The sequence below is a fragment of the Sorangium sp. So ce726 genome (assembly GCF_051521405.1).
In the GTDB taxonomy this organism is placed as follows: Bacteria; Myxococcota_A; Polyangia; order Polyangiales; family Polyangiaceae; genus Sorangium.
On record NZ_CP150349.1, the window covers coordinates 11,806,737 to 11,825,108 of the forward strand.

Below are 18,372 nucleotides of genomic sequence, written 5' to 3' on the forward strand. Positions count from 1 at the left end.
ATCCGGCCTGTCGCGAGAGAGCCACAATGTGGTCAGCGGCGGTTCGCCGCACTACGCTGCGGCGCTCGTATGGAGACGCTCGCTGCGAGGATCGCACGCGCCGGTCCGCTGCCGGACAGGGACGCGGTCGGCTGGGTTGTCCGCCTGGCGAAGCGCGTCGAGAGCCTGCACGCGCGCGGGACGGTGCACGGCCGTCTGTCGGCCGCGTGCGTGGTCATGGAGGGCGAGCCGTGCACGTCGACGGGGTGGCTCTCGGATCCGCTCGCCACGCCCGCCTTCGTGGGTTACCGCTCGCCGGAGCGGGCCGCGGGCGAGGGGCCGTCGCGCCGGGACGACACGTGGGCGCTCGCGGTCACCCTGTACACGGCGCTCTCGGGAGCGCTCCCGTTCCCTGCCGAGAGCGACCAGGAGCTCCGCCGCAAGCAAGGCGCCGGCGCCGCGCCGCGGATCACGCCGTCCGGCGCGGCGGGCGACGCGCTGTGGCGCGTGCTGGACCAGGCGCTCGCGCGCCGCGCTGAGGAGCGGATCACGGAGGTCGCGGCGCTCCGTCGCGCGCTGGAGGCGGCGCGGCCGGGCGACGGCCTGGAGGAGCTGCCGCCGCTCGATGAGCACGCGCTCGCGGCGCCGGCGAGGACCATTCCAGCGCCGCGCCCGTCGAGCAGCGGGGTGCGGGGGACGTCGAGCTCGCAGCCGCCTCGCAAGAGCGCGCCGCCGCGCGAGGGCACAGGCTCGCAGCCGCCTCGCAAGAGCGCGCCGCCGCGCGAGGGCACAGGCTCGCAGCCGCCTCGCAAGAGCGCGCCGCCGCGCGAGGGCACAGGCTCGCAGCCGCCTCGCAAGAGCGCGCCGCCCCATGGCCACTCGAGCTCGCAACCGCCGCCCATCGCGAGCGCCTCGGCCCGCCGGACGCCGTTGCCCCTCCACGGGCTCGCGAGCCTGGGGCTCCGGTCGACGGCCGGCGTGCCGACCACCCCGCCTCCGGAGGCGCCAGACCGTCCGTCGAAGGCGCAGACCGCGTTGCCTGCCGCATCGCCGCGGCTCGCCGGCGCAACGACGGAGGACGGCTCGCGCGCGGGCGCAGTGGCTGCCCCGACCGCGCGCGTGCAGCCACCGCCGCGACCGCCCGTCGTGCCCGCAGCGACGGCGCGACTGCCCGTCGCGCCCGCAGCAACGGCGCAACCGCCCGTCGCGCCCACAGCGACAGCGCAACCGCCCGTCGTGCCCGCAGCGACGGCGCAACCGCCCGTCGTGCCCGCAGCGACGGCGCAACCGCCGCTCGCGCCCGCAGCGACGGCGCACCTGCCCGTCGCGCCCGCAGCGACGGCGCAACCGCCCGTCGTGCCCGCAGCGACAGCGCAGCTGCCCTTTGCGCCTGCAACAGCGCAACCGCGCGCCGCGCCCGCAGCGACGGCGCAACCACCCTTCTCACCCACCGCGGTACCCCTCTTCGACGCGGATGCCCCGCCGAGCCCGCGAACGGTCGACGACCTCCCCTGGCTGGGCGAAGACGACCCGAATCGGCCGTCGCACCCCTTCCCGATGGCGCCCGGCAGCGTCGCCGCGCGCCTCGGCTCGCCCGAGCTCGGAGCACCGACGCCCCACGTCCCGGCCGTCGACCTCCCCTGGCTGGGCGAAGGCGACACGCACGAGCCGTCGCACCCCTTCCCGATGGCGCCCGGCAGCGTCGCCGCGCGCCTCGGCACGCCCGGGCTCGGCGCGCCGACGCCCCACATCCCGGCCGTCGATCTCCCCTGGCTGGGCGAAGACGACCCGAATCGGCCGTCGCACCCCTTCCCGATGGCGCCCGGCGGCGTCGCCGCGCGCGGCGGCGCGTCCAGGCTCGGCGCGCCGCCGCTCCGCGCGCCGGCGCCAGCGCTCGGAGCGAGCCGCGAGACGCCGTCCGCGGCGCGCCGGTGGGTCACACTGGCTCTAGGGGTCGTGGCCATCGCGGGCGCCGCGGGGGCGGCCTTGTTCTGGCTGCGCCACCGCGACGCCGCGCCGCCCTCCCTCCCGGCGCCGCCGTCTGGGTCGGACGCTGCGCCCGCCGCATGCGCCGCCCCCGCAGAGCCGAGCGCCCCGGCGCTCGGCGACGCCGGCGCGGAACAGGCAGGCACGGCGGCGCCGGTGGACGCAGGCGCCATGAACGCAGCGCCGAACCCTGCGGCCACGGCGGAGTTCTCCGCGTGCGCGATGCCTCTCTTTCCCGGCAAGAGCGTCGACGCCGCCATCGCGGGCGAGCTGTTGTTCGTCTGCGCCGAGACCGACCCGATGAAGGGCGTCGCGGCGCTCAAGAGCCACCTCGCCCAGGCAGCTGGGCCCAAGGGCGTCTCGGACGCCACGAAGGAATGGGCCGTGCTCGGCTGGCACGACATGGCGACCCTGGCCACCCTGCGCGCCCGCTGCTGCAACGCCCCGCGCCCCCTCGATCTGCCCTCCACGCCCGAGGGCTGCGCGCCCCTCGACGAGGCCCTGAACGAGCTCGGCTCGGCCGTCGCGTCGGCGTCTGCTCCGGGCGATCGGGCGGTCACGAAGGCGGCCCGGCGGTACATGCGCGCAGCCCAGTGCGTCGCCCGGGTCGGCGCGGCGACCCGTTACGGGCGCAAGAACAAGCCGAATGGAGGCGAGGCCAGCGCCTTCAGGAAGGTGCTCTCGCGCGCGCTCCGGAACGCTGCACAGGCGCGCTGAGCCGCGCGAACGTCACGCCGCGCGCCGCGCGTGGCGCGTGCCCATGGTGCGCGCCGTGCCACGGCGTGACGTGACGAGCGACGCGGACGGCGCGGCCGGCGCAAATGGCGTGAACGGGCGTGAACAGGCGTGAACTGCGCGGCTCGATCGCTCGACCACCTCGCCGAACGAGCGGTTCTGGGGTAGCGTCCGCGGTCCCATGTCCAACGAAGCGAGCGATCTCCTGCTCGAAATCGGCGTCGAGGAGCTCCCCTCGTCGTTTGTCGAAGCTGCGCTCCGCGCGCTCCCGGATCTCGCAACGAAGCGCCTCGCAGAGCTCAGGCTCCGCCACGGTGCGGTGCGCGCGCTCGGCACCCCGCGTCGGCTCGCGCTGCTCGTCTCCGGGGTCGCGGCGCGCCAGCCGGACCTCGAGGAGGAGGTCACCGGCCCGCCGGTCAAGGCGGCCTTCAAGGACGGCGCGCCCACGAAGGCGGCCGAGGCGTTCGCGCAGAAGCTCGGCTGTACCGTCGCGGATCTGCGCCGCGTCGAGGGGCCGAAGGGCGAGTACCTCGCGGGCACCCGCCGCGAGGCCGGCAAGCCCGCGGCCGAGCTGCTCCCGGAGGTCCTGGCGTCGCTCGTCGCGGCCATCCCCTTCCGCAAGTCGATGCGCTGGGGGCAGGGAGATTTCGCGTTCGGCCGCCCCATCCAGTGGTTGGTCGCGCTCTCCAGCGGCGAGGTCATCCCCGTCGAGATCGCCGGCATCCGCAGCGGGCGCACGAGCCGCGGCCATCGCTTCCTCGGGTCGGGCGAGATCGCGATCGGCGCCGCGAAGGACTACGTCGAGGCGATGCGCGCGGCGCACGTGCTCGTCGACCCCGAGGCGCGCGCGCAGCTCATGCGCGAGCGCCTGCTCGCCGCGGCGCGGGACGCTGGCGGGGCGCTGATCGAGGACGACTTCCTGATCGGCGAGAACCTCTCCCTCGTGGAGGAGCCGCACGTCATCGTCGGCAGCTTCGAGGAGCGGTTCCTCGAGCTGCCGGAGCGGGTGATCCTCGAGGTCGCGCGCGGCCACCAGCGCTACTTCGGCGTCCGCGACGCGAGGACGGGGGCGCTGCTCCCGAGGTACCTGGCGGTCGTGAACACCGCGGAGGCGCCCGAGAAGATCAAGCGCGGCAACGACAACACGATGCGCTCGCGCCTGTCGGACGCGCAGTTCTTCTACCGGGAAGACGTCAAGATCCCGCTCGCGAACCGCCGCGAGAAGCTCGGCGGGATCGTGTTCCAGAAGCGGCTCGGCAGCGTGCTGGCGAAGGCCGAGCGCGTCGAGCGGCTCGCCCGCGAGCTCGGCCTGCTCCTGATGCTGCCCGAGCAGACGCTGGTCGCGGCGGCCTCGGGGGCGCACCTCGCGAAGTGCGATCTCGTCGCGCTGATGGTGGGCGAGTTCCCCGAGCTCCAGGGCGAGATGGGACGGGCGTACGCGCTCGCCCAGGGGGTCAGCCCGGAGGTGGCCGACGTCGTGCGCGATCACTACCTGCCCAAGGGCGCCGCGGACGCGACGGCGCCGACGAACGCCGGCGCGCTGGTCGCGATGGCCGATCGGCTCGACACGCTGGTCGGCTGCTTCGCGATCGGGCTCGTCCCCACGAGCACCGCCGACCCGTACGGGCTGCGCCGCGCGTGCCTCGGCGTGCTGCGCACGCTCCTCGATCGCGATCTCGATCTGCGCCTCGGCGCCGCGTTCGGCGCCGCCTACGACGGCTACGCCGGGGTGGAGCTCAACGTCTCGCGCGAGGAGCTCACGACGCGCCTCGGCGAGTTCTTCTCCGAGCGGCTCCGGGGCCTGCTCTCCGACCGGCTCCCGCAGGACGCGGTCCTCGCGTGCCTGCGCGTCGCCGCGGATCGCCCGCTCGATCTCAGGGCCCGCGTGCGCGCGATCGACGCGCTGAGCCCGGAGGTGCGCGCGCGGGTGGGCGAGGTCTTCAAGCGGGCCACGAACATCGCCGACAAGGCGCCTGCCGGCGAGCCGGTGGCGCCGTTCGGGCAGGACGTGCACCCGAGCGAGACGGCGCTCTTCGCGGGGTACCTCAAGCTGCGCGAGCAGATCGCGTCGGACGTCCGGAGCGGCTCGTACGACACCGCGTTCAGGGCGGTGGCGGACTTCGCCCCGCTCTTGCACCAGTACTTCATCGACGTGTTCGTGATGACCGACGACGCGGCCGTGCGGGACAACCGCCTGCGGCTGATGCGCGCCCTGGCGGAGACCTGCGGGAGCCTGGCCAGGCTGGAGCTCCTCGGCGAGGCGCCGCGCGCGGCGTCGTAGCGGGGCGGGCGCGACGGCTCGGCGGCGCGCCCGACACCACGTTTCAGCTCAGAGTGGCTTTCCGGCGGGCGCCTCGGCCGCCGGTTCTCGTGGAGCTGGCTTTGCGGGCGCGGGCGCCGCAGGCCGTCCGGGCTCTTGCCACTGCAGCCCATGAGGCTCTGCCTCGTCATGGAGGCGCCCGCCCCTCAGGCTGGTGGCTGGCGCCATCACTGACCGTCGTTTGATAGGGGCGCGTCGAGCGCGACGCCACGTGGAGCGGCCAGCTCCTCGGCTGGAGCGCCCGGCGGCGGCGCCTGGCACCGCACCTGCACCAGCACCGCACCAGCGCCACGCCGCCCGCAACAACCCCGGCGGCGCAATCGACCAGGCGCCGGGAGGCGATCACAGCTCAGCCGAGCGGCGATGCGCTCTCAGCATGACAAGAGGAGGGTGTGTAGCAATGTCTTCAATCGAGGCGAACAAAACGATCGCGCGGCGGTTTCTCGATCTCGTGAGCGAACACAAGATCGAGGAGCTCTGCGAGATGATCTCTCCGTCGTGGAGGATGCACGGCGGGCCGCCCGCGCTCCCCGCGGGGCCGGAAGGAATTCGCACGCTCTTCGGGACATTCGGCGCCGTCGAGCAAACATGGTCGGTCGAGGATGTGATCGCCGAAGGAGACAAGGTGGTCGTGCGCGCGAAGAACACGTGCACACAAGCGAGCTTCCTCGGCGTCCCGAGCCACGGACGGCAACAGACGTTCACAGCGATGTTCATTCACCACATCGTCGAGGGCAAGATCGTCGAGACATGGCGTAATGCCGACGATCTCGGCCGGCTCCTGCAGCTCGGCGCGCGGTTCGAGCCGGGGGTGCCCCAGGCTTCGACGTGAGCAGGCTGGCGCGTCTGGCGTCCATCTTCACCTGGTCAGCGCTGCTGTCGAGTTGAACAGAATTCCAGCCGGGCCACCTCGATGGATCACGAAACGGCGACTCCGAACCACGTCCATGCACGTCGCTTCGCTGAACCGATAAGCCCACTGTGGACGATGAGCAGCGCCTCCGGCGCCTCGCCGGGCCGTCGGGCGTCTGGACCTGCACGCTCGCCAGAAGCTGCGGTACCGTTCGCCCCCATGCCGGGATCTCAGCCCTATCCGTTCGCGTTCTTCGGGGCAGCGCCGAGCGACTGGTTCGACCTCGAAGGGGACCTGTTCTCCTATGAGCTCTGCTTCGTGGCGCCCCCGGACGCGGCCGCGCGGCGCGCTGTCGGTGAGGCGTGGGAGCGGGCGCTCGACGCGCGCGCGGTGGAGCACTGCGAGCCCTTCCAGTGGGCCGATCGCTGGGCGCTCGTGCGGGTGCGGCCGGCGGGGTGGAGCAAGGCCTGCATCGCCGACATGGCGCGCGCGGTCCAGCAGGCCCTCACCGCGGTGCACGGCGCGCACCCGATCGAGGTCGCTTCCCTGGCCGAGGCGATGGAGAGCGACAGCGACTGGGACGCCTGGTCCGCCGAGCAACGACCCGAGCCCCCGACGGGCCCGAGGTGGCCCGTCGAGCTGCCCCGCTTCGGCGGAGGCGAGCGCTTCGAGGCCGCGTGCTCGGTGGATCCGGAGGTCGAAGCCGCGCGCGCCGCGGCGCGCGCCGCGCGTCTCGAGGAGGAGCGCTCGTCGGCGAGCGCGGCGGGCGACGACCACGACGCGGACGACGCGGAGAGCAGCGACGACGACGACAAGCCCAGGGTCATCTCCGGCGGGCTCCGGCTGGAGCGCGTGCCGGACTACAAGGCGCCCGAGCCCTCCGACGAGCAACTGAAGCTCTTCGGGCAGAGCAGCGAGTGGCTGATCGCGACGAACGGCCTCGTCTTCGGTGTCGCCAAGCCGAAGCGAAAGCCGCCCGTCGCCGCGTGGATCGAGAACGGCGAGCTCCGCACCGCTCAGGGCGATCCGCTCGCCACCACACACGGCGTGTACCTCGCCGCGCGCGACGACGGCGGCGCGGCGCTGATCGGGGAGGATTCGGAGGCCGTATGGGAGGTCCTATTTGCGGCGGGCTCCGTGCGACGCCTCCTGGAGCACGACGAGCCCTTCGCCGACGTCGCCTACGGCCCGGAGGACCGTGTGCTGGTCGCGAGCGACACGATCGAGGTCTACCGCCGGGAGGGCTCGGGCGTCGCGCTCGAGGGGCGCTGGGACCTCGACAGCTACGGGATGCGCTCGATCTTCGGCGGACGCCTGCTCCTCATGAAGTGCTTCGACGACGAGGACGAGAGCGCGGACGGCGTCACCCTCCTCGGCTACGACGGATCCACGGTGCGCCGGCTGGCGCGCGTGCGCATCTCGGTCGGCGAGATCGTGATCGACGGCGCCCGCGTCGTCGTGATCGACGGCGAAGATGGCTACGTGCTGCTCGGCCTGGAGGAGCTCGCCGCGCGCTTCGCCGCGCAGCCGGAGTCCTTCCCCGAGCTGAAGAAGCACGAACCCGGCAACGAGGACGAAGACGAGAGCGCGTCCGGCGAGGGCGACGACGAGGGCGAGAGCGCGTCCGGCGAGGGCGACGAGGAAGAGGGCGCACGGCCAGAGGTGCTGGAGGGCGCGATCCGGGTGGAGCAGCGGAAGTCGCGCGATGTGCCCCCGGAGCCCGAGATCGAGCGCGCGGAGCGCGAGCTGTTCGGGTCGAGCTCCTGCGTCGCGGTGGCGCCCGGCGATCGCGTCTACGGCATCGCGAAGCTCCGGCGCAAGCCGGCGACGGCCGCCTGGATCGAGGGCGGGGAGCTCAAGCGCGCCGAGGGCGAGGCGCTGCCCAGCCCCCACGGCTACATCGCGGCGCGGGAGGACGGCGGCGCGGTGCTGTACGGGTTCGACTACAAGCTCGTCGCCGAGCTCTCCTTCGCAGACGGCAAGCTGCGCCGCCTCTTCGAGCACGAGGCGTCGATCTCCGAAATCGCCTACGGCCCGGAGGGCCGCGTCATCCTGGCCACGGGCGAGTCCCTCGACGTCTACCGCCGCGAGGGAGAGGGCGCCGTCCTCGAGCAGCGCTGGGACGTGAGCGGTTACGGCCTGACCCCCGCCCTCGGCGGCCGGCTGCTCCTCGTCAAGAGCTACGAGGGCGAGGACTCCGAGGACGGGCTGACCATCGTCGGCTTCGACGGGAGCAAGCTGCGCCGCGTGGCCCGCGTGAAGGCCTCTGTGGGCGACGTCCGGATCGCCGAGGGCCGGGCCTTCATGGATCACATCGGCGACACCTACGAGCTGCTCGGCCTCGACGCGCTGGTCGAGCGGCTCGCCACGAGCCCGGAGGTCGCCGTGTACACGCCGTCCGAGGAGGGCGATGACGACGACGAGGCGCCGGAGTCAGGCCCGAAGAAGGCGCCCGAGGAGTACGCCATCGAGCCCGCCCCGGGCCGCGTCGGCGTGCGCTACCTGGGCAAGCAGCGCCCGCTGCCGGAGGACGAGGACGAGGACGACATCCCGAAGGACGTGCGCGCGCGTTTCGGAGCGGGCGCGCGGGAGGTCGAGCGCTACCGCCCCGCCGACGTGTACATCGGGTGGAAGAAGGAAGCCCGGCGCTCCTTCGTCTTCGCCGTGCTGAAGGACGGGGAGCTCATCGAGACCGCGGTGAAGGCGAGCTCCCCCTCGTCGACGGGCCTGGTCAACGCGGATCGGAGCGCCGCCCTCGTGGCGACCGACGGCGACGCCAAGCTGTGGTGGGTAGACCTCCCGCACGGCAAGCCGGTCCTCGTGCACGACTTCAGCAAGGAGGAGAGCGAGGACGAGGTCTACACGCTCGAGGCGCTCGCCTCCGGGCGGGTGATCGTCGGCACCTCGTCGGAGACCTGGATCTTCTCGGTCAGCGGCGGCGCGTCCAGGCTGGAGGCGCGCGGCGACCTGGACCTGCGCGTCGTGGAGAGCGCCGCGGGGGGCCGCGTGGCCGTGCTGGAGGCCTCCGAAGGCAAGCCTATCCGGGTCTGGGGCGTCTACGACGACGGCGTCCGCACGCTCGCCGAGCTCGAGCCGGAGCCCCTCAGCTTCGAGCCGAGCGCTGACGGCAAGTTCTTCTTCGAGGCCGTGAATCGCCTTGGCTGGTATGAGCTCGTCAACCTCGAGGACGCCTGGGAGGCCGGGCGCCGTGACGCCTCTGGCGAACACTACCCGCGTGTGGCGCTCGCGCCGAGGCCCCCCGAGGAAGACGAGGACGACGACAGCGACGACCAGGACGCCGACAGCGACGACGACGAGGATCCGCAGTCCGTGGAGTGAAGGCGGCCAATGCCCGCCATCAGGCCATCGCGTTCGAAAACCCCCGCGCCGTCCGCCCGCTCGATGCCATCGAGAGCAACCGGCTCACACGCTCCTCGGTCGTCGGGTGCGTCGAGAACCACTTCAGCACCGAGCCAGCCCCGGCGAGCGGATTGACGATGAAGAGGCTGGCCGTCGCCGGGCGCGCCGCTTCGGGGGGCACGAGCGCCACGCCGTGCTCCAGCTTGGACAGCGCGCTGGCGAGCGCCTCCGGATCCCCGGACAGCTTCGCGCCGAGCTCGTCCGCCATGTACTCACGCGACCGCGAGATGCCGAGTTGCACGAGGGTCGCCGCGATCGGCGCCACGATCGCGAGGGCCAGCCCGCCGAGCGGGCTCGCGCCGTCCTCCTCGTCATCCGACGATCCGCCGAATATCCCGGCGAAGCTCACGGCATGGGCCACCCACGTGATGCCCGAGGCGAACGCCGCCGCGATCGTCGATACCAGGATATCGCGGTTCTTGATGTGCGCGATCTCGTGCGCCAGCACGCCGCGCAGCTCACGCTCGCTCAGGAGCTGCATGATGCCCTCGGTCACCGCCACGACGCCGTGCTCCGGGTTGCGCCCCGTGGCGAAGGCGTTCGGCTGCGCGTCCGGGATGACATAGACGCGGGGCTTCGGGATCCCCGCCCGGCTCGAGAGCTCCTCCACCATCCGGTGCAGTCCCGGGGCATCGAAGGGCGATACCTCGGCGGCCCGGTGCACCGCGAGCACGATGCGGTCGGACATGAAATACGCACCCAGGTTCATCGCGAGCGCGAGCACGCCGAACAAGACGAGGTACCCGGGCCCCAGCGCCCCGCCGATGGACACCAGGATTGCCGACATGACGCCGAGCAACAGGATCGTCTTGATCTGATTCTTCATGAACTTCGTATCCTCCTCGAAGCAGAGCGCTGCAAAAGCCGCTCCCTGGAGATCGATGTGTCGCGCGTCGTCGCATTGCAATACCCCGCGCACCCGATCAGCAGGCGTCGTGTCCGGCGGATTCCCGCCTGTGGCTCTCCTGACCGCCACCCCTGCTGGCCCGCCCCATTTCGCCCCACCGCCCCATTTCGCCTCGCGGCCCATTCCACCTCGGATACCGCGTCGTCGAGCTCATCCTTCTTCGGCAAATGCCGTAGGCCCTCGGAGCCCCTGGCCGTCGCGCGGCGCAGGGAGGGCTGTTGTCTGAGCCCATTTGACGTCACTGCTCCGGTTCTGCCGGAGCAGTGACGTCTCAGGCGAGTTCAGCCCTCCCTGCGCCGCGCGACGGCCAGGGGCTCCGAGGGCCGGGCGACCCGGCAAGACCCCCGCTTCCCGCGATGCTCGAGCTCGACCTGGAATGCGCCAGCAGCGCGCGTCACGCCTGCCAGATCGCCAGAAGCCACACCGCGACCCCCGCCGCGCACACCGCGAGCCCCGGCACCGCCCGCGGCCACACCCACTGCCCCGTCACCGTGACCCCGCGCCGCACCACCCAGACGGCGCCCGCGACCCACGCCGCGAACGCCCCGACGAGCGCCACGACCCAGCCGACCCGCGGCGCCTCGTCGCGCGCAAGCGCCGCGAGGTGCTGCCGCTCGACCGCCACGGCAGGCTCCGTCCGGGTGCCCGGCGGGCGCGGCGCGGCCGCCGAGAGGCGGGCGATGGCCGCGTTGGCCAGCTCGAGGTCCTCCGCGTGCGGCGTCGTCAGCCACCGCGTCTCCAGGGCCGCCGTGCGCACCGCGCGCCACGCGAAGAGCGCCGTGTCGGCCTGACCGAGGCCCTCCGCGGCCGTCGCGAGCGCGATCAGCCGCTCGTACGCCACGCGGACATGCGGCGCCCCGGGGGCGTACCAGCCCGCCGCCCGCCGCGCGTGGAGCGCCGCCGCGTGCGCGTCGCCGGCGCGCAGGGCGTCCGTGCTCTCTGCGATCTCCCCCTCGCCCGCGGCCACCACCCGCAGCGACACCGCGCCGACGAGGAAGCCGGCGACCGCGAGGCCGCGCAGCACGCCGAGCACGACCGAGAGCCTCACAGAAAGTCGCGTCTCTTGAAGACGAACGCCGCCACCAGAAGGAGAATGAGCGCCCACCCGGCGCACGTGATCGCCGCCCAGCCCAGGTACACGAGGAGGTTCGCGTCAGCGACCTCGCCCGCGAGCAACGGGCGCGGCGGCACGTAGATCTGAAGGTTCGGGACCACCTTGGAGAAGGCGTGCGCCGCGGCGCTGATCTGGGGGCCGAAGTACTTCACCGGCATCCGGGCGAGCGAGTCGGCGTTGCGCCCGATGAGGAAGACGCCCAGCGTGAGCAGCGAGGACAGGAACGGCGTCGAGAACGACGAGAACAGCGTCGCCATCGCGGCGACGATGCCGACCTCGAGGAACGCGAGCGCGCTGCCCGCGAGCACGACGCGCCGCTCCGTCGGCGCGCCGTCCGAGAAGAGCGCGCCGAGCACGAGGAAGACCGCCGCCCAGGGGATGAACCCGTACGTGCGCGCCAGCGGCGAGCGCCACGCCACGAGCCCGAGCGCCGCCAGCGAGGCGGCCCCGGCGCCCGCCACGAGGGCCAGCGAGCGGCCGGCCAGCACGGCGCTGATCTGCAGCACGAGCCCGGCGTCGGCGAGGATGAACACCCCGAGCGTGAGCAGCGTGCCGAGGTATTTGCCGACGAGGTACTCGCCGCGGCGCACCGGGCGGGCCAGGATCGGGAAGATCGTCTTCTGCTCGAGCTCGCGGTACAGCGACGTCGCGCCGATGATGACCGCGACCGCGATGCTGAAGAGCGAGATCGACGCGACGCCGAGGTCGCTGACGACCCTCGCCCCGTTGCGGAGCGTGTAGGCGCCGACGATGATCGAGTAGAACGCGACCGCGAAGGCGACGCCCGCGAGGCCGATGAGGATCCGCGCCCGAAGCGATTCCCGGTAGGTGTTGAGGGCGATCGCAGAGATGCGGCCGAACATCGAGGCGACGTTAGCAAGGGACGGGGGGAGCTTGTAAAGTGCCGCGGGTCAGGGGGCGGCGTCGTCCCCGGGGTCGACGACCCGAACGTCCAGGAACCACAGGCCGTGCGCGAGCGCGTGGCCGTCGATCTGGAGGTAATACACGCCAGGATCGAGCACGAGATCGAGGAAGCTCCGCTGGGGATCCGTACCGATCGTGCAGGAAAGCGGCATTTCAACGCCGGGACAGCCCGGGCCGCGGCGGACCGAGAGCAGCGTGTCGTAGCTCGATCCGGCCATGTCGAGCACGACCCGCCTGCGCGCGGTGAGCGTGAGCCGGAGGAGCTGGTCCCGGGCGCCGCCCTCCTCCGTGCCGGCGCGGTCGCAGCCGGCGTCGAAGTCCGCGGCGGCGTTGGCCGTGTTGCCCTGGAAGAAGCCTCCGCTCTCCGGGATCTCCAGCGCCTCCTCGCACGCGTCGGAGAAGGGCACCAGCGTGGGCGGCACCGCCGGCCGGACGAACGCCGTCACGCTCACGGGCTGGCCGAGCTGCGCCTCGGCCACGACCCGGTACGACCCCGGCGCGACGTTGCGCCGCGCGCTCCGGAGCGGCGTGACCTCGCCCTCGCCACACGCGAGGAGATCGCCTTCGCCGCTGCACGCCGGCGCGGACAGGGCGATCGCGCCGGTGTCGCCGGCCGACAGCTTCTCGACGAGCAGCACGTCGGACGCCACCGGCAGCTCGAGCGCGTACACGGCGTCGACGGCCGCCGGGCCGCAGCCGAGATCCACGTCGTCCTGGTGGCCGAGCAGCGACACGGAGACCGTCCGGTTCGGCGCGAGCTCGGCCGCCCCTTCGCACCCCTCGTCCGGCGGCGGCTCGGTCGGCGCCGAGAGCTCCAGCGTGACGAGCACCGAGGTCGGCGCCGTGGCGGAGACCGCAACGGCGTACACCCCCGCAGGCAGCGCCCGCCGGAAGAGGTGCGGCGCCGCCGCCGTCTGGCAGGCGAGCTCGTCCTCCGGCAGCGCGCACGCGGCGCTCCGCAGCGAGAGCGAGGGATCGCCGTCGCCGTCGGTCGAGATCGCGTAGAGGTCGACGTCCTGGGGCTCGGCGAGCTCGAACGTGTAGACGAGCTCCCCGAGCCCGGTCTCGCACGCGGTCCCGAGATCCAGGGCGGCGTCGAGGATCGTCGCCAGCGCCGGCGCCCCCGGCGAGAGGGTCGCCGCCGTGCCGCACGTCTCGTTCTCCGGCGCCGGCGCCGGCGGCAGGAACGCCACGTCGACGATGACCGGCGCGCCCACCTTCGTCGTCACGTAGAGCGGCAACACCGTCGCCCGCTCCGGATCGCCGAGGCCGCGGGCCCGGAGCTTCGCGAGCTTGCCGCCGTCCGCCGTCTCGTGAGGGCCCCCGCACGCGATCTCGGTCGCGGCGTCGCCGCACTGGCCGGCGAGCGTCACGGCGACGTCGGTGGCCTCCGTCTCCTCATCGGGGGCCTCCGTCCGCACGGTCACCTCGACGTCGACCGGTGGCCCCGGCGGCAAGATCACCGCGGCCACGACGTCGTGCGTGCTCGCAGGGCGGGGCAGGCCGCACGAGCTCGCGTAGTGGAAGCCCGCGCCCGCCGTCGTCATCGCGTACGAGCCCGGCGCCGAGATCTCCAGCGCGTCCAGGCACGTGTCGTGCTCCGGAGACACGCAGCCGCCCTCGTCGGCGCGCCCGTCGCAGTCGTCGTCCCGATCATTGCCGCAGACCTCGGGCTGCGCCGACGACACCGTGGGATCGGCGTCGTCGCAGTCACCCCCGCCGCAGTGCTCGTCGGGATCGCCGTCGAGATCGGCGTCGCGCGGCGCGCTCGAGCACGACTTGGTCGCCTCGTCGCAGGCGTCGATCGTGCATGTGCTCTGATCGTCGCACGCGATCGGCGCGCCGGGCACGCAGCCGAGCCGCGGGTTGCAGCGCTCGACGCCATCGCAGTAGACGTCGTTCTGGCACGCGCTGTCGTCCGGCGTGAAACGGCACCGCCCGAGGGCGGTGTCGCACGCATCGAAGGTGCAGGGAAATCCGTCCTCGCACTGCTCGTCGTCGACGCACGGGCCGCCGAGCGTCGGGTCCGCTGGAGCCTGGTCGCCGCCGGCACCGCCAGCGCCGCCCTCGCCGCCGGCGCCGCCCGCTCCACCGGCCGACGGGAAGGGGCTCGGGGCGCTCGAGGCACAGGCGACGCCGGAAAGCGCCGCCGCGGCGAACGCTCCACAGAGGAGAGCGAGACGCGTCAAGGAGGAAGGCGTCAAGAAGGAGGAAGTGCGAGTCCGCATCGAACGAGGTGAGCGGCAATGAGCGTAGCAGGGCACCGCCACGTCTGGCATCATGGCGCGCGATTCCGCCGAGCGTCGCGGATAGAGGGAAAAACAGGGTGACCAGCGACAGATTGACCCGACCCGAGCTGACGTGGCTGCTGGCGCAGGAGGCGCGGAGCGCCGCCCAGAAGCTCCGCCAGGGCGTGGGGATGATCGCGACCGAGAGCGCGCCGCCGCCGACGCCCTCGCCGGATGACAGCTCGGGCGGCGTCGAGAGCACGCTCAACCGGCTCGACGAGGCGGTGAGCATGCTCGCCTCGCTCCACGGCCGCCCCATGCCGCGCGGGCGGCGCGGCCGCGTCGACCTGACCGCGCTCCTCTGGGAGGTCGCGCCCGAGGCGCGCGTGCAGATCGAGATGGGCGAAGGGACCACCGTGTTCGGCGACGAGACCGAGCTCCGGCGGATGCTCCAGGTGCTCATCGCGCAGGGCGGCGACCCCTCGAGCGTGGCCGGAGCGCCCGACGTGAGCATCCACCGCGTCGGCGACGAGGTCAGCGTCCGGGTCAACCTCGGCCCGGAGACGCCCGTGAACTTCGAGACCGAGCGGGTGTGGCTGTCGCGCATGGCGCTGCGCTACGGCGGCCGGCTCGAGCTCGACGGCCAGATGCAGACGCTGACGCTGCCCGCGGAGGTCGATCTCCAGCGCCTCGAGGTCGAGAGCCTCCGGAAGGAGCTCGCCGCGGCGCAGGCCCAGGGCGAGGCGTACGCGCGCGAGCTCGCCGCCGTCTTCTCCCGGGCCGAGGGCGAGCGCGAGCGCGGGTCGCTGTCCGGCGTCATCTCGCGGCTCGGCGGCAGCGAGCCGGTGTCGCACCTGCCGCCGAGCGGCGACAGCCTCGCGGTGCTCGTCGCCGCGGTGCGCGTGCTCGGCACGCAGCTGCGCGGCATCCTGTCGGCGATCGGCCGCGACATCGCGCCGCTCCGGACCCACGGCGGCGACGCGGGCGAGACGGCCTCGTCGGTGGGGCGCCACGTGACCGCGGCGTCAGAAATCGTCAGTGATCTCGCCAGGTTGGGCGCGTGTCCGCTCCACGAGTTCCCGCGCCACTGCGACGTCGCCGACGTGCTGCGCGACGTCGTGAAGGACGATCTCGCGCGCGCGGCCCGCCACGACGTGCGCGTGGTGGTCGAGGCGCCGGAGACGACGCAGGAGGTGGTGCCGCAGGGCGCGCTGACGGTGCTGCTGCACGCGCTGCTCGATCACGCCATCAGCGCGTCGCCGCCGGGCAGCGAGGTGCTCGTCTCCCTCTCCGAGGGCCCGAGCGGGGTCGAGATCACGTTCGACGACGCCGGGCCGCCGCTCCCGGCCGCGGCGCGGAGCGTCGTGCTGAGCCGCGACTTCGAGGCGGTCGCCCAGGGCCGCCCGCCGGCGCTGCCGCTCATCGCGGCGCACGCGATCGCCGCCCACACGAACTACGGTATCGCCATCGAGGACGGGCCGCGCGGAGAGACGCGGGTGCGGCTCACGATCCCGCGATCGGGGTAGCGCCTCGTGGCAGAAATCCTGCCACGGCTCTGCCTCGCGAGCGGAGAGAGATTCAACGCAAAGACGCCAAGAGCGCAAAGTCGCAAAAAGGCATGATGTCTGTTCTTTTTTGCGCCTTTGCGTCTTTGCGCCTTTGCGTTGAAATCTCGCCTGCTATCGCAGGAACGAGTTCGTCGGGAAATCGACGTCGAGGTTGAGCGTCGCGCCGCGCACGATGTTGATGTTGTCCACCGTCAGCGTGGTGGTGACGGGGCGGTCGTTGCCACGCTCCACGAGCGTTGCCGTGGCCGTGTACTCATCGGGCGGGAGATCCACGGTTACACTGAAATCCTCGCAGCGCGCGTAGTCTCTCGCCACCTCGCGGCTGCCCCGGTAAACGATCAGCTCGAAATCCGCTCCTCGGCGGCTGTGCTGGGAGCAGGCCCGCGAATCGATCCGGTTGGCCACGGTCCAATCCATCGTCAGGCTCCCGACGGCCTGCACAGGCCGCGGCCGGCGCTGGGGGCTGGGCTCCACGTCGACGATGCACCCCAGGGCCAGGAAGCTCGATAACGCGAGGCCGCAGAGGGGAAAGACGCTCTTCTCCTGATTCATCCTCGTACCCGTCCTTTCACTGCTGCCTCGCCGTCAGCGCGGTGTGTAGTAACGGCGCCCCCGCTCGCGCGGATAGCTCAGCTCGCGCTCCGGCACGTACCGCGGCGACGTCCGGTACGTCTGCCTGTAGTGCTGGAGCTCCGTGGGCTCCTCCTCGAAGATGACCCAGCCCCGGTTCGTCGGGTAAAACCAGCGACCGTCGACCAGGTAGGCATATGTCCCGCGGAAGTAGACGCGCGGATAGGCGGCGATCTCCACCGGGACGACCTCGGCGCGCACCGCCGGAACGCCGGACACGACGAACGCACCCTCGGTCCCGACCGTGCCCATACACCCCATGAGCAGCGAGGCGCCGACCGCGAGCGCAGCCGCGGCGAGCGAGGCCCTCGTCACACCGAGAGATCTGGACCGCCCTCGCACGGGCGGAGTCACGTTGTTGCTCTGCTTCACGTCATTGCTCCTCGGAGCGTGACTCAGCAACGCGAGTGCCAGCGCGGCGCGACTCGAGATCTCCGCCGCGGCGCTCAGCGGGCCGCGCGGAGCGCGCCGGCGAGCGCGAGCGCGCGCTGGATCTCCGCCGACGTCACCAGGCCGATCACGCGCTCCCCCTCGTCGAGCACCGCGATCACGCTCGCCTCGCCGCTCGCCAGCGCGTCGAACGAGCGGGACGCGTCGTCGTCCGCGTGCGCTCTCGGCACATCCACGGGCATCACCGCGCCGACCGTCGCCGGCGCGGCGCCGCCCTGCAGCTGGCGCGCGAGATCCCAGACCGTGACGACGCCGATCTCGCGGCGCCCCTCGCCGTCCCGGGGATCGTCGATCACCCGCGCGCCGACCAGGTTGTGGCGCAGGAGCCGCTCGGCCACCGCGCGAGGGCTCTCGTCCGCATACGCCTCGCCGAGCCGATCGGTCATGAGCCGCGCGACCGGGATGCCGCGGAGGAGCTCGTTCGTGCTGGAGCGCGCCTGCTCGGCCGACGCCCCCATGTAAACGAACATCGCGATGAGCACCAGGATCAGGTTCCACGAGAGCAGGCCGAAGAGCCCGAAGGCCACCGCCATCGCCTTGCCGGTCGCGGTCGCGATGCGCGTCGCGCGGGTCCGCCCGAGACGGCGCAGGAGCAGCCCGCGCAGCACCCGGCCGCCATCCATCGGGAAGGCCGGCAGCAGGTTGAACGCGCCGAGGAGCGCGTTCGTGATCGCGAAGGCCACGAGCGCGGCGCCGATCTCCGCCGGCGCCGGGAGCAGCCGATACGCGACGTAGCTGGCGAGCGCGATACCGAAGCTCACGAGCGGCCCGGCGAACGCCATCCACGCCTCGTGCTCGGGGTCGTCGCGCTCCATCTGCGAGACGCCGCCCAGCATCATCAGCGTGATCGCGCGCACCCGGATCCCGTTCTTGAGCGCGACGAACGAGTGGGCCAGCTCGTGCACGAGCACCGCCACGAACAGCCCGACAGCCAGGATCGCCCCCCAGGCGAGCGGCGGCAAGCGCATCTCCTCGCGCGGAATCCCGAGCGACGACGCGATCACCGAGAACTGCGACGACGCCGCCCACGCCACGTACGGCAGGAAAATCAGCAATGTGATGTGCAGGCGTATCGGGATTCCACGGATCCGCAGGACTGTCAGCCCCTGGTCGAACATGTGCCTCCTGATCCACAGGTACAGATGGGGCCGACAAGCACCTTCGCAAGCCGCCGAGACGGCGCCAATGCGCGGAAGACCAGGGCAGCCGCGCAGCGCCGCCACGCAATGCAGAGAGGCGCGCGCCGCTGCGACGGCGC

Annotated in this window: 12 protein-coding genes; 5 read left to right on the forward strand and 7 right to left on the reverse strand. The window is 72.8% G+C overall.

What is annotated here, in order from left to right; genetic code table 11:
* Positions 1-69 precede the first annotated feature (69 nt).
* The 4 genes from WME79_RS44120 (at position 70) to WME79_RS44135 (ending at position 9,212) form a co-directional block, all read left to right on the forward strand.
* Positions 70-2,682: a hypothetical protein gene (locus WME79_RS44120; RefSeq protein WP_437527956.1), complete on the forward strand. Its 2,613-nt coding sequence runs from the start codon at positions 70-72 to the stop codon at positions 2,680-2,682.
* Between the two features lie 199 nt (positions 2,683-2,881).
* Positions 2,882-4,981, forward strand: a complete 2,100-nt coding sequence (gene glyS, locus WME79_RS44125) for a glycine--tRNA ligase subunit beta (protein WP_437527959.1) — start codon at positions 2,882-2,884, stop codon at positions 4,979-4,981.
* A 439-nt stretch (positions 4,982-5,420) separates the two neighbouring features.
* A complete protein-coding gene (locus WME79_RS44130; RefSeq protein ID WP_437527962.1) occupies positions 5,421-5,852 on the forward strand; it encodes an ester cyclase in 432 nt (143 codons plus the stop codon).
* Between the two features lie 240 nt (positions 5,853-6,092).
* A complete protein-coding gene (locus tag WME79_RS44135; protein ID WP_437527965.1) occupies positions 6,093-9,212 on the forward strand; it encodes a hypothetical protein in 3,120 nt (1,039 codons plus the stop codon).
* 19 nt (positions 9,213-9,231) lie between these two features.
* Here WME79_RS44135 and WME79_RS44140 read toward each other — a convergent pair whose 3' ends face one another.
* The 4 genes from WME79_RS44140 to WME79_RS44155 form a co-directional block, all read right to left on the reverse strand.
* Positions 9,232-10,119 (reverse strand): zinc metalloprotease HtpX, encoded by an 888-nt coding sequence (locus WME79_RS44140; protein ID WP_437527968.1) that lies wholly within the window; start codon positions 10,117-10,119, stop codon positions 9,232-9,234.
* A gap of 475 nt (positions 10,120-10,594) precedes the next feature.
* Positions 10,595-11,248, reverse strand: a complete 654-nt coding sequence (locus WME79_RS44145; RefSeq protein ID WP_437527971.1) for a hypothetical protein — start codon at positions 11,246-11,248, stop codon at positions 10,595-10,597.
* Positions 11,245-12,177: an ABC transporter permease gene (locus tag WME79_RS44150; RefSeq protein WP_437527974.1), complete on the reverse strand. Its 933-nt coding sequence runs from the start codon at positions 12,175-12,177 to the stop codon at positions 11,245-11,247. The genes WME79_RS44145 and WME79_RS44150 overlap by 4 nt, the downstream gene beginning before the upstream one ends.
* Before the next feature lie 48 nt (positions 12,178-12,225).
* The gene (locus WME79_RS44155; protein WP_437527977.1) at positions 12,226-14,427 is read right to left on the reverse strand and encodes a putative metal-binding motif-containing protein; all 2,202 of its coding nucleotides are present in this window, start codon (positions 14,425-14,427) and stop codon (positions 12,226-12,228) included.
* 137 nt (positions 14,428-14,564) lie between these two features.
* Between WME79_RS44155 and WME79_RS44160 the strand changes: the two genes are divergently transcribed.
* A complete protein-coding gene (locus tag WME79_RS44160; protein ID WP_437527980.1) occupies positions 14,565-15,992 on the forward strand; it encodes a sensor histidine kinase in 1,428 nt (475 codons plus the stop codon).
* A 153-nt stretch (positions 15,993-16,145) separates the two neighbouring features.
* Here WME79_RS44160 and WME79_RS44165 read toward each other — a convergent pair whose 3' ends face one another.
* The 3 genes from WME79_RS44165 to WME79_RS44175 form a co-directional block, all read right to left on the reverse strand.
* Positions 16,146-16,586, reverse strand: a complete 441-nt coding sequence (locus tag WME79_RS44165; RefSeq protein WP_437527982.1) for a hypothetical protein — start codon at positions 16,584-16,586, stop codon at positions 16,146-16,148.
* Between the two features lie 33 nt (positions 16,587-16,619).
* On the reverse strand, positions 16,620-17,036 hold the full coding sequence (locus WME79_RS44170; RefSeq protein WP_437527985.1) for a hypothetical protein: 417 nt from the start codon (positions 17,034-17,036) through the stop codon (positions 16,620-16,622).
* Positions 17,037-17,110: 74 nt separating this feature from the next.
* Entirely contained in the window at positions 17,111-18,232 is a 1,122-nt protein-coding gene (locus WME79_RS44175) for a site-2 protease family protein (protein ID WP_437527987.1), read from the reverse strand.
* Between the last annotated feature and the right edge of the window lie 140 nt (positions 18,233-18,372).

Bases quoted from the DNA above. Each gene is read 5' to 3' on its own strand.
- WME79_RS44120 (WP_437527956.1), top strand. From the start codon at position 70: ATGGAGACGCTCGCTGCGAGGATCGCACGCGCCGGTCCGCTGCCGGAC.
- glyS (WP_437527959.1), top strand. From the start codon at position 2,882: ATGTCCAACGAAGCGAGCGATCTCCTGCTCGAAATCGGCGTCGAGGAG.
- WME79_RS44130 (WP_437527962.1), top strand. From the start codon at position 5,421: ATGTCTTCAATCGAGGCGAACAAAACGATCGCGCGGCGGTTTCTCGAT.
- WME79_RS44135 (WP_437527965.1), top strand. From the start codon at position 6,093: ATGCCGGGATCTCAGCCCTATCCGTTCGCGTTCTTCGGGGCAGCGCCG.
- WME79_RS44140 (WP_437527968.1), bottom strand. From the start codon at position 10,119: ATGAAGAATCAGATCAAGACGATCCTGTTGCTCGGCGTCATGTCGGCA.
- WME79_RS44150 (WP_437527974.1), bottom strand. From the start codon at position 12,177: ATGTTCGGCCGCATCTCTGCGATCGCCCTCAACACCTACCGGGAATCG.
- WME79_RS44165 (WP_437527982.1), bottom strand. From the start codon at position 16,586: ATGAATCAGGAGAAGAGCGTCTTTCCCCTCTGCGGCCTCGCGTTATCG.
- WME79_RS44175 (WP_437527987.1), bottom strand. From the start codon at position 18,232: ATGTTCGACCAGGGGCTGACAGTCCTGCGGATCCGTGGAATCCCGATA.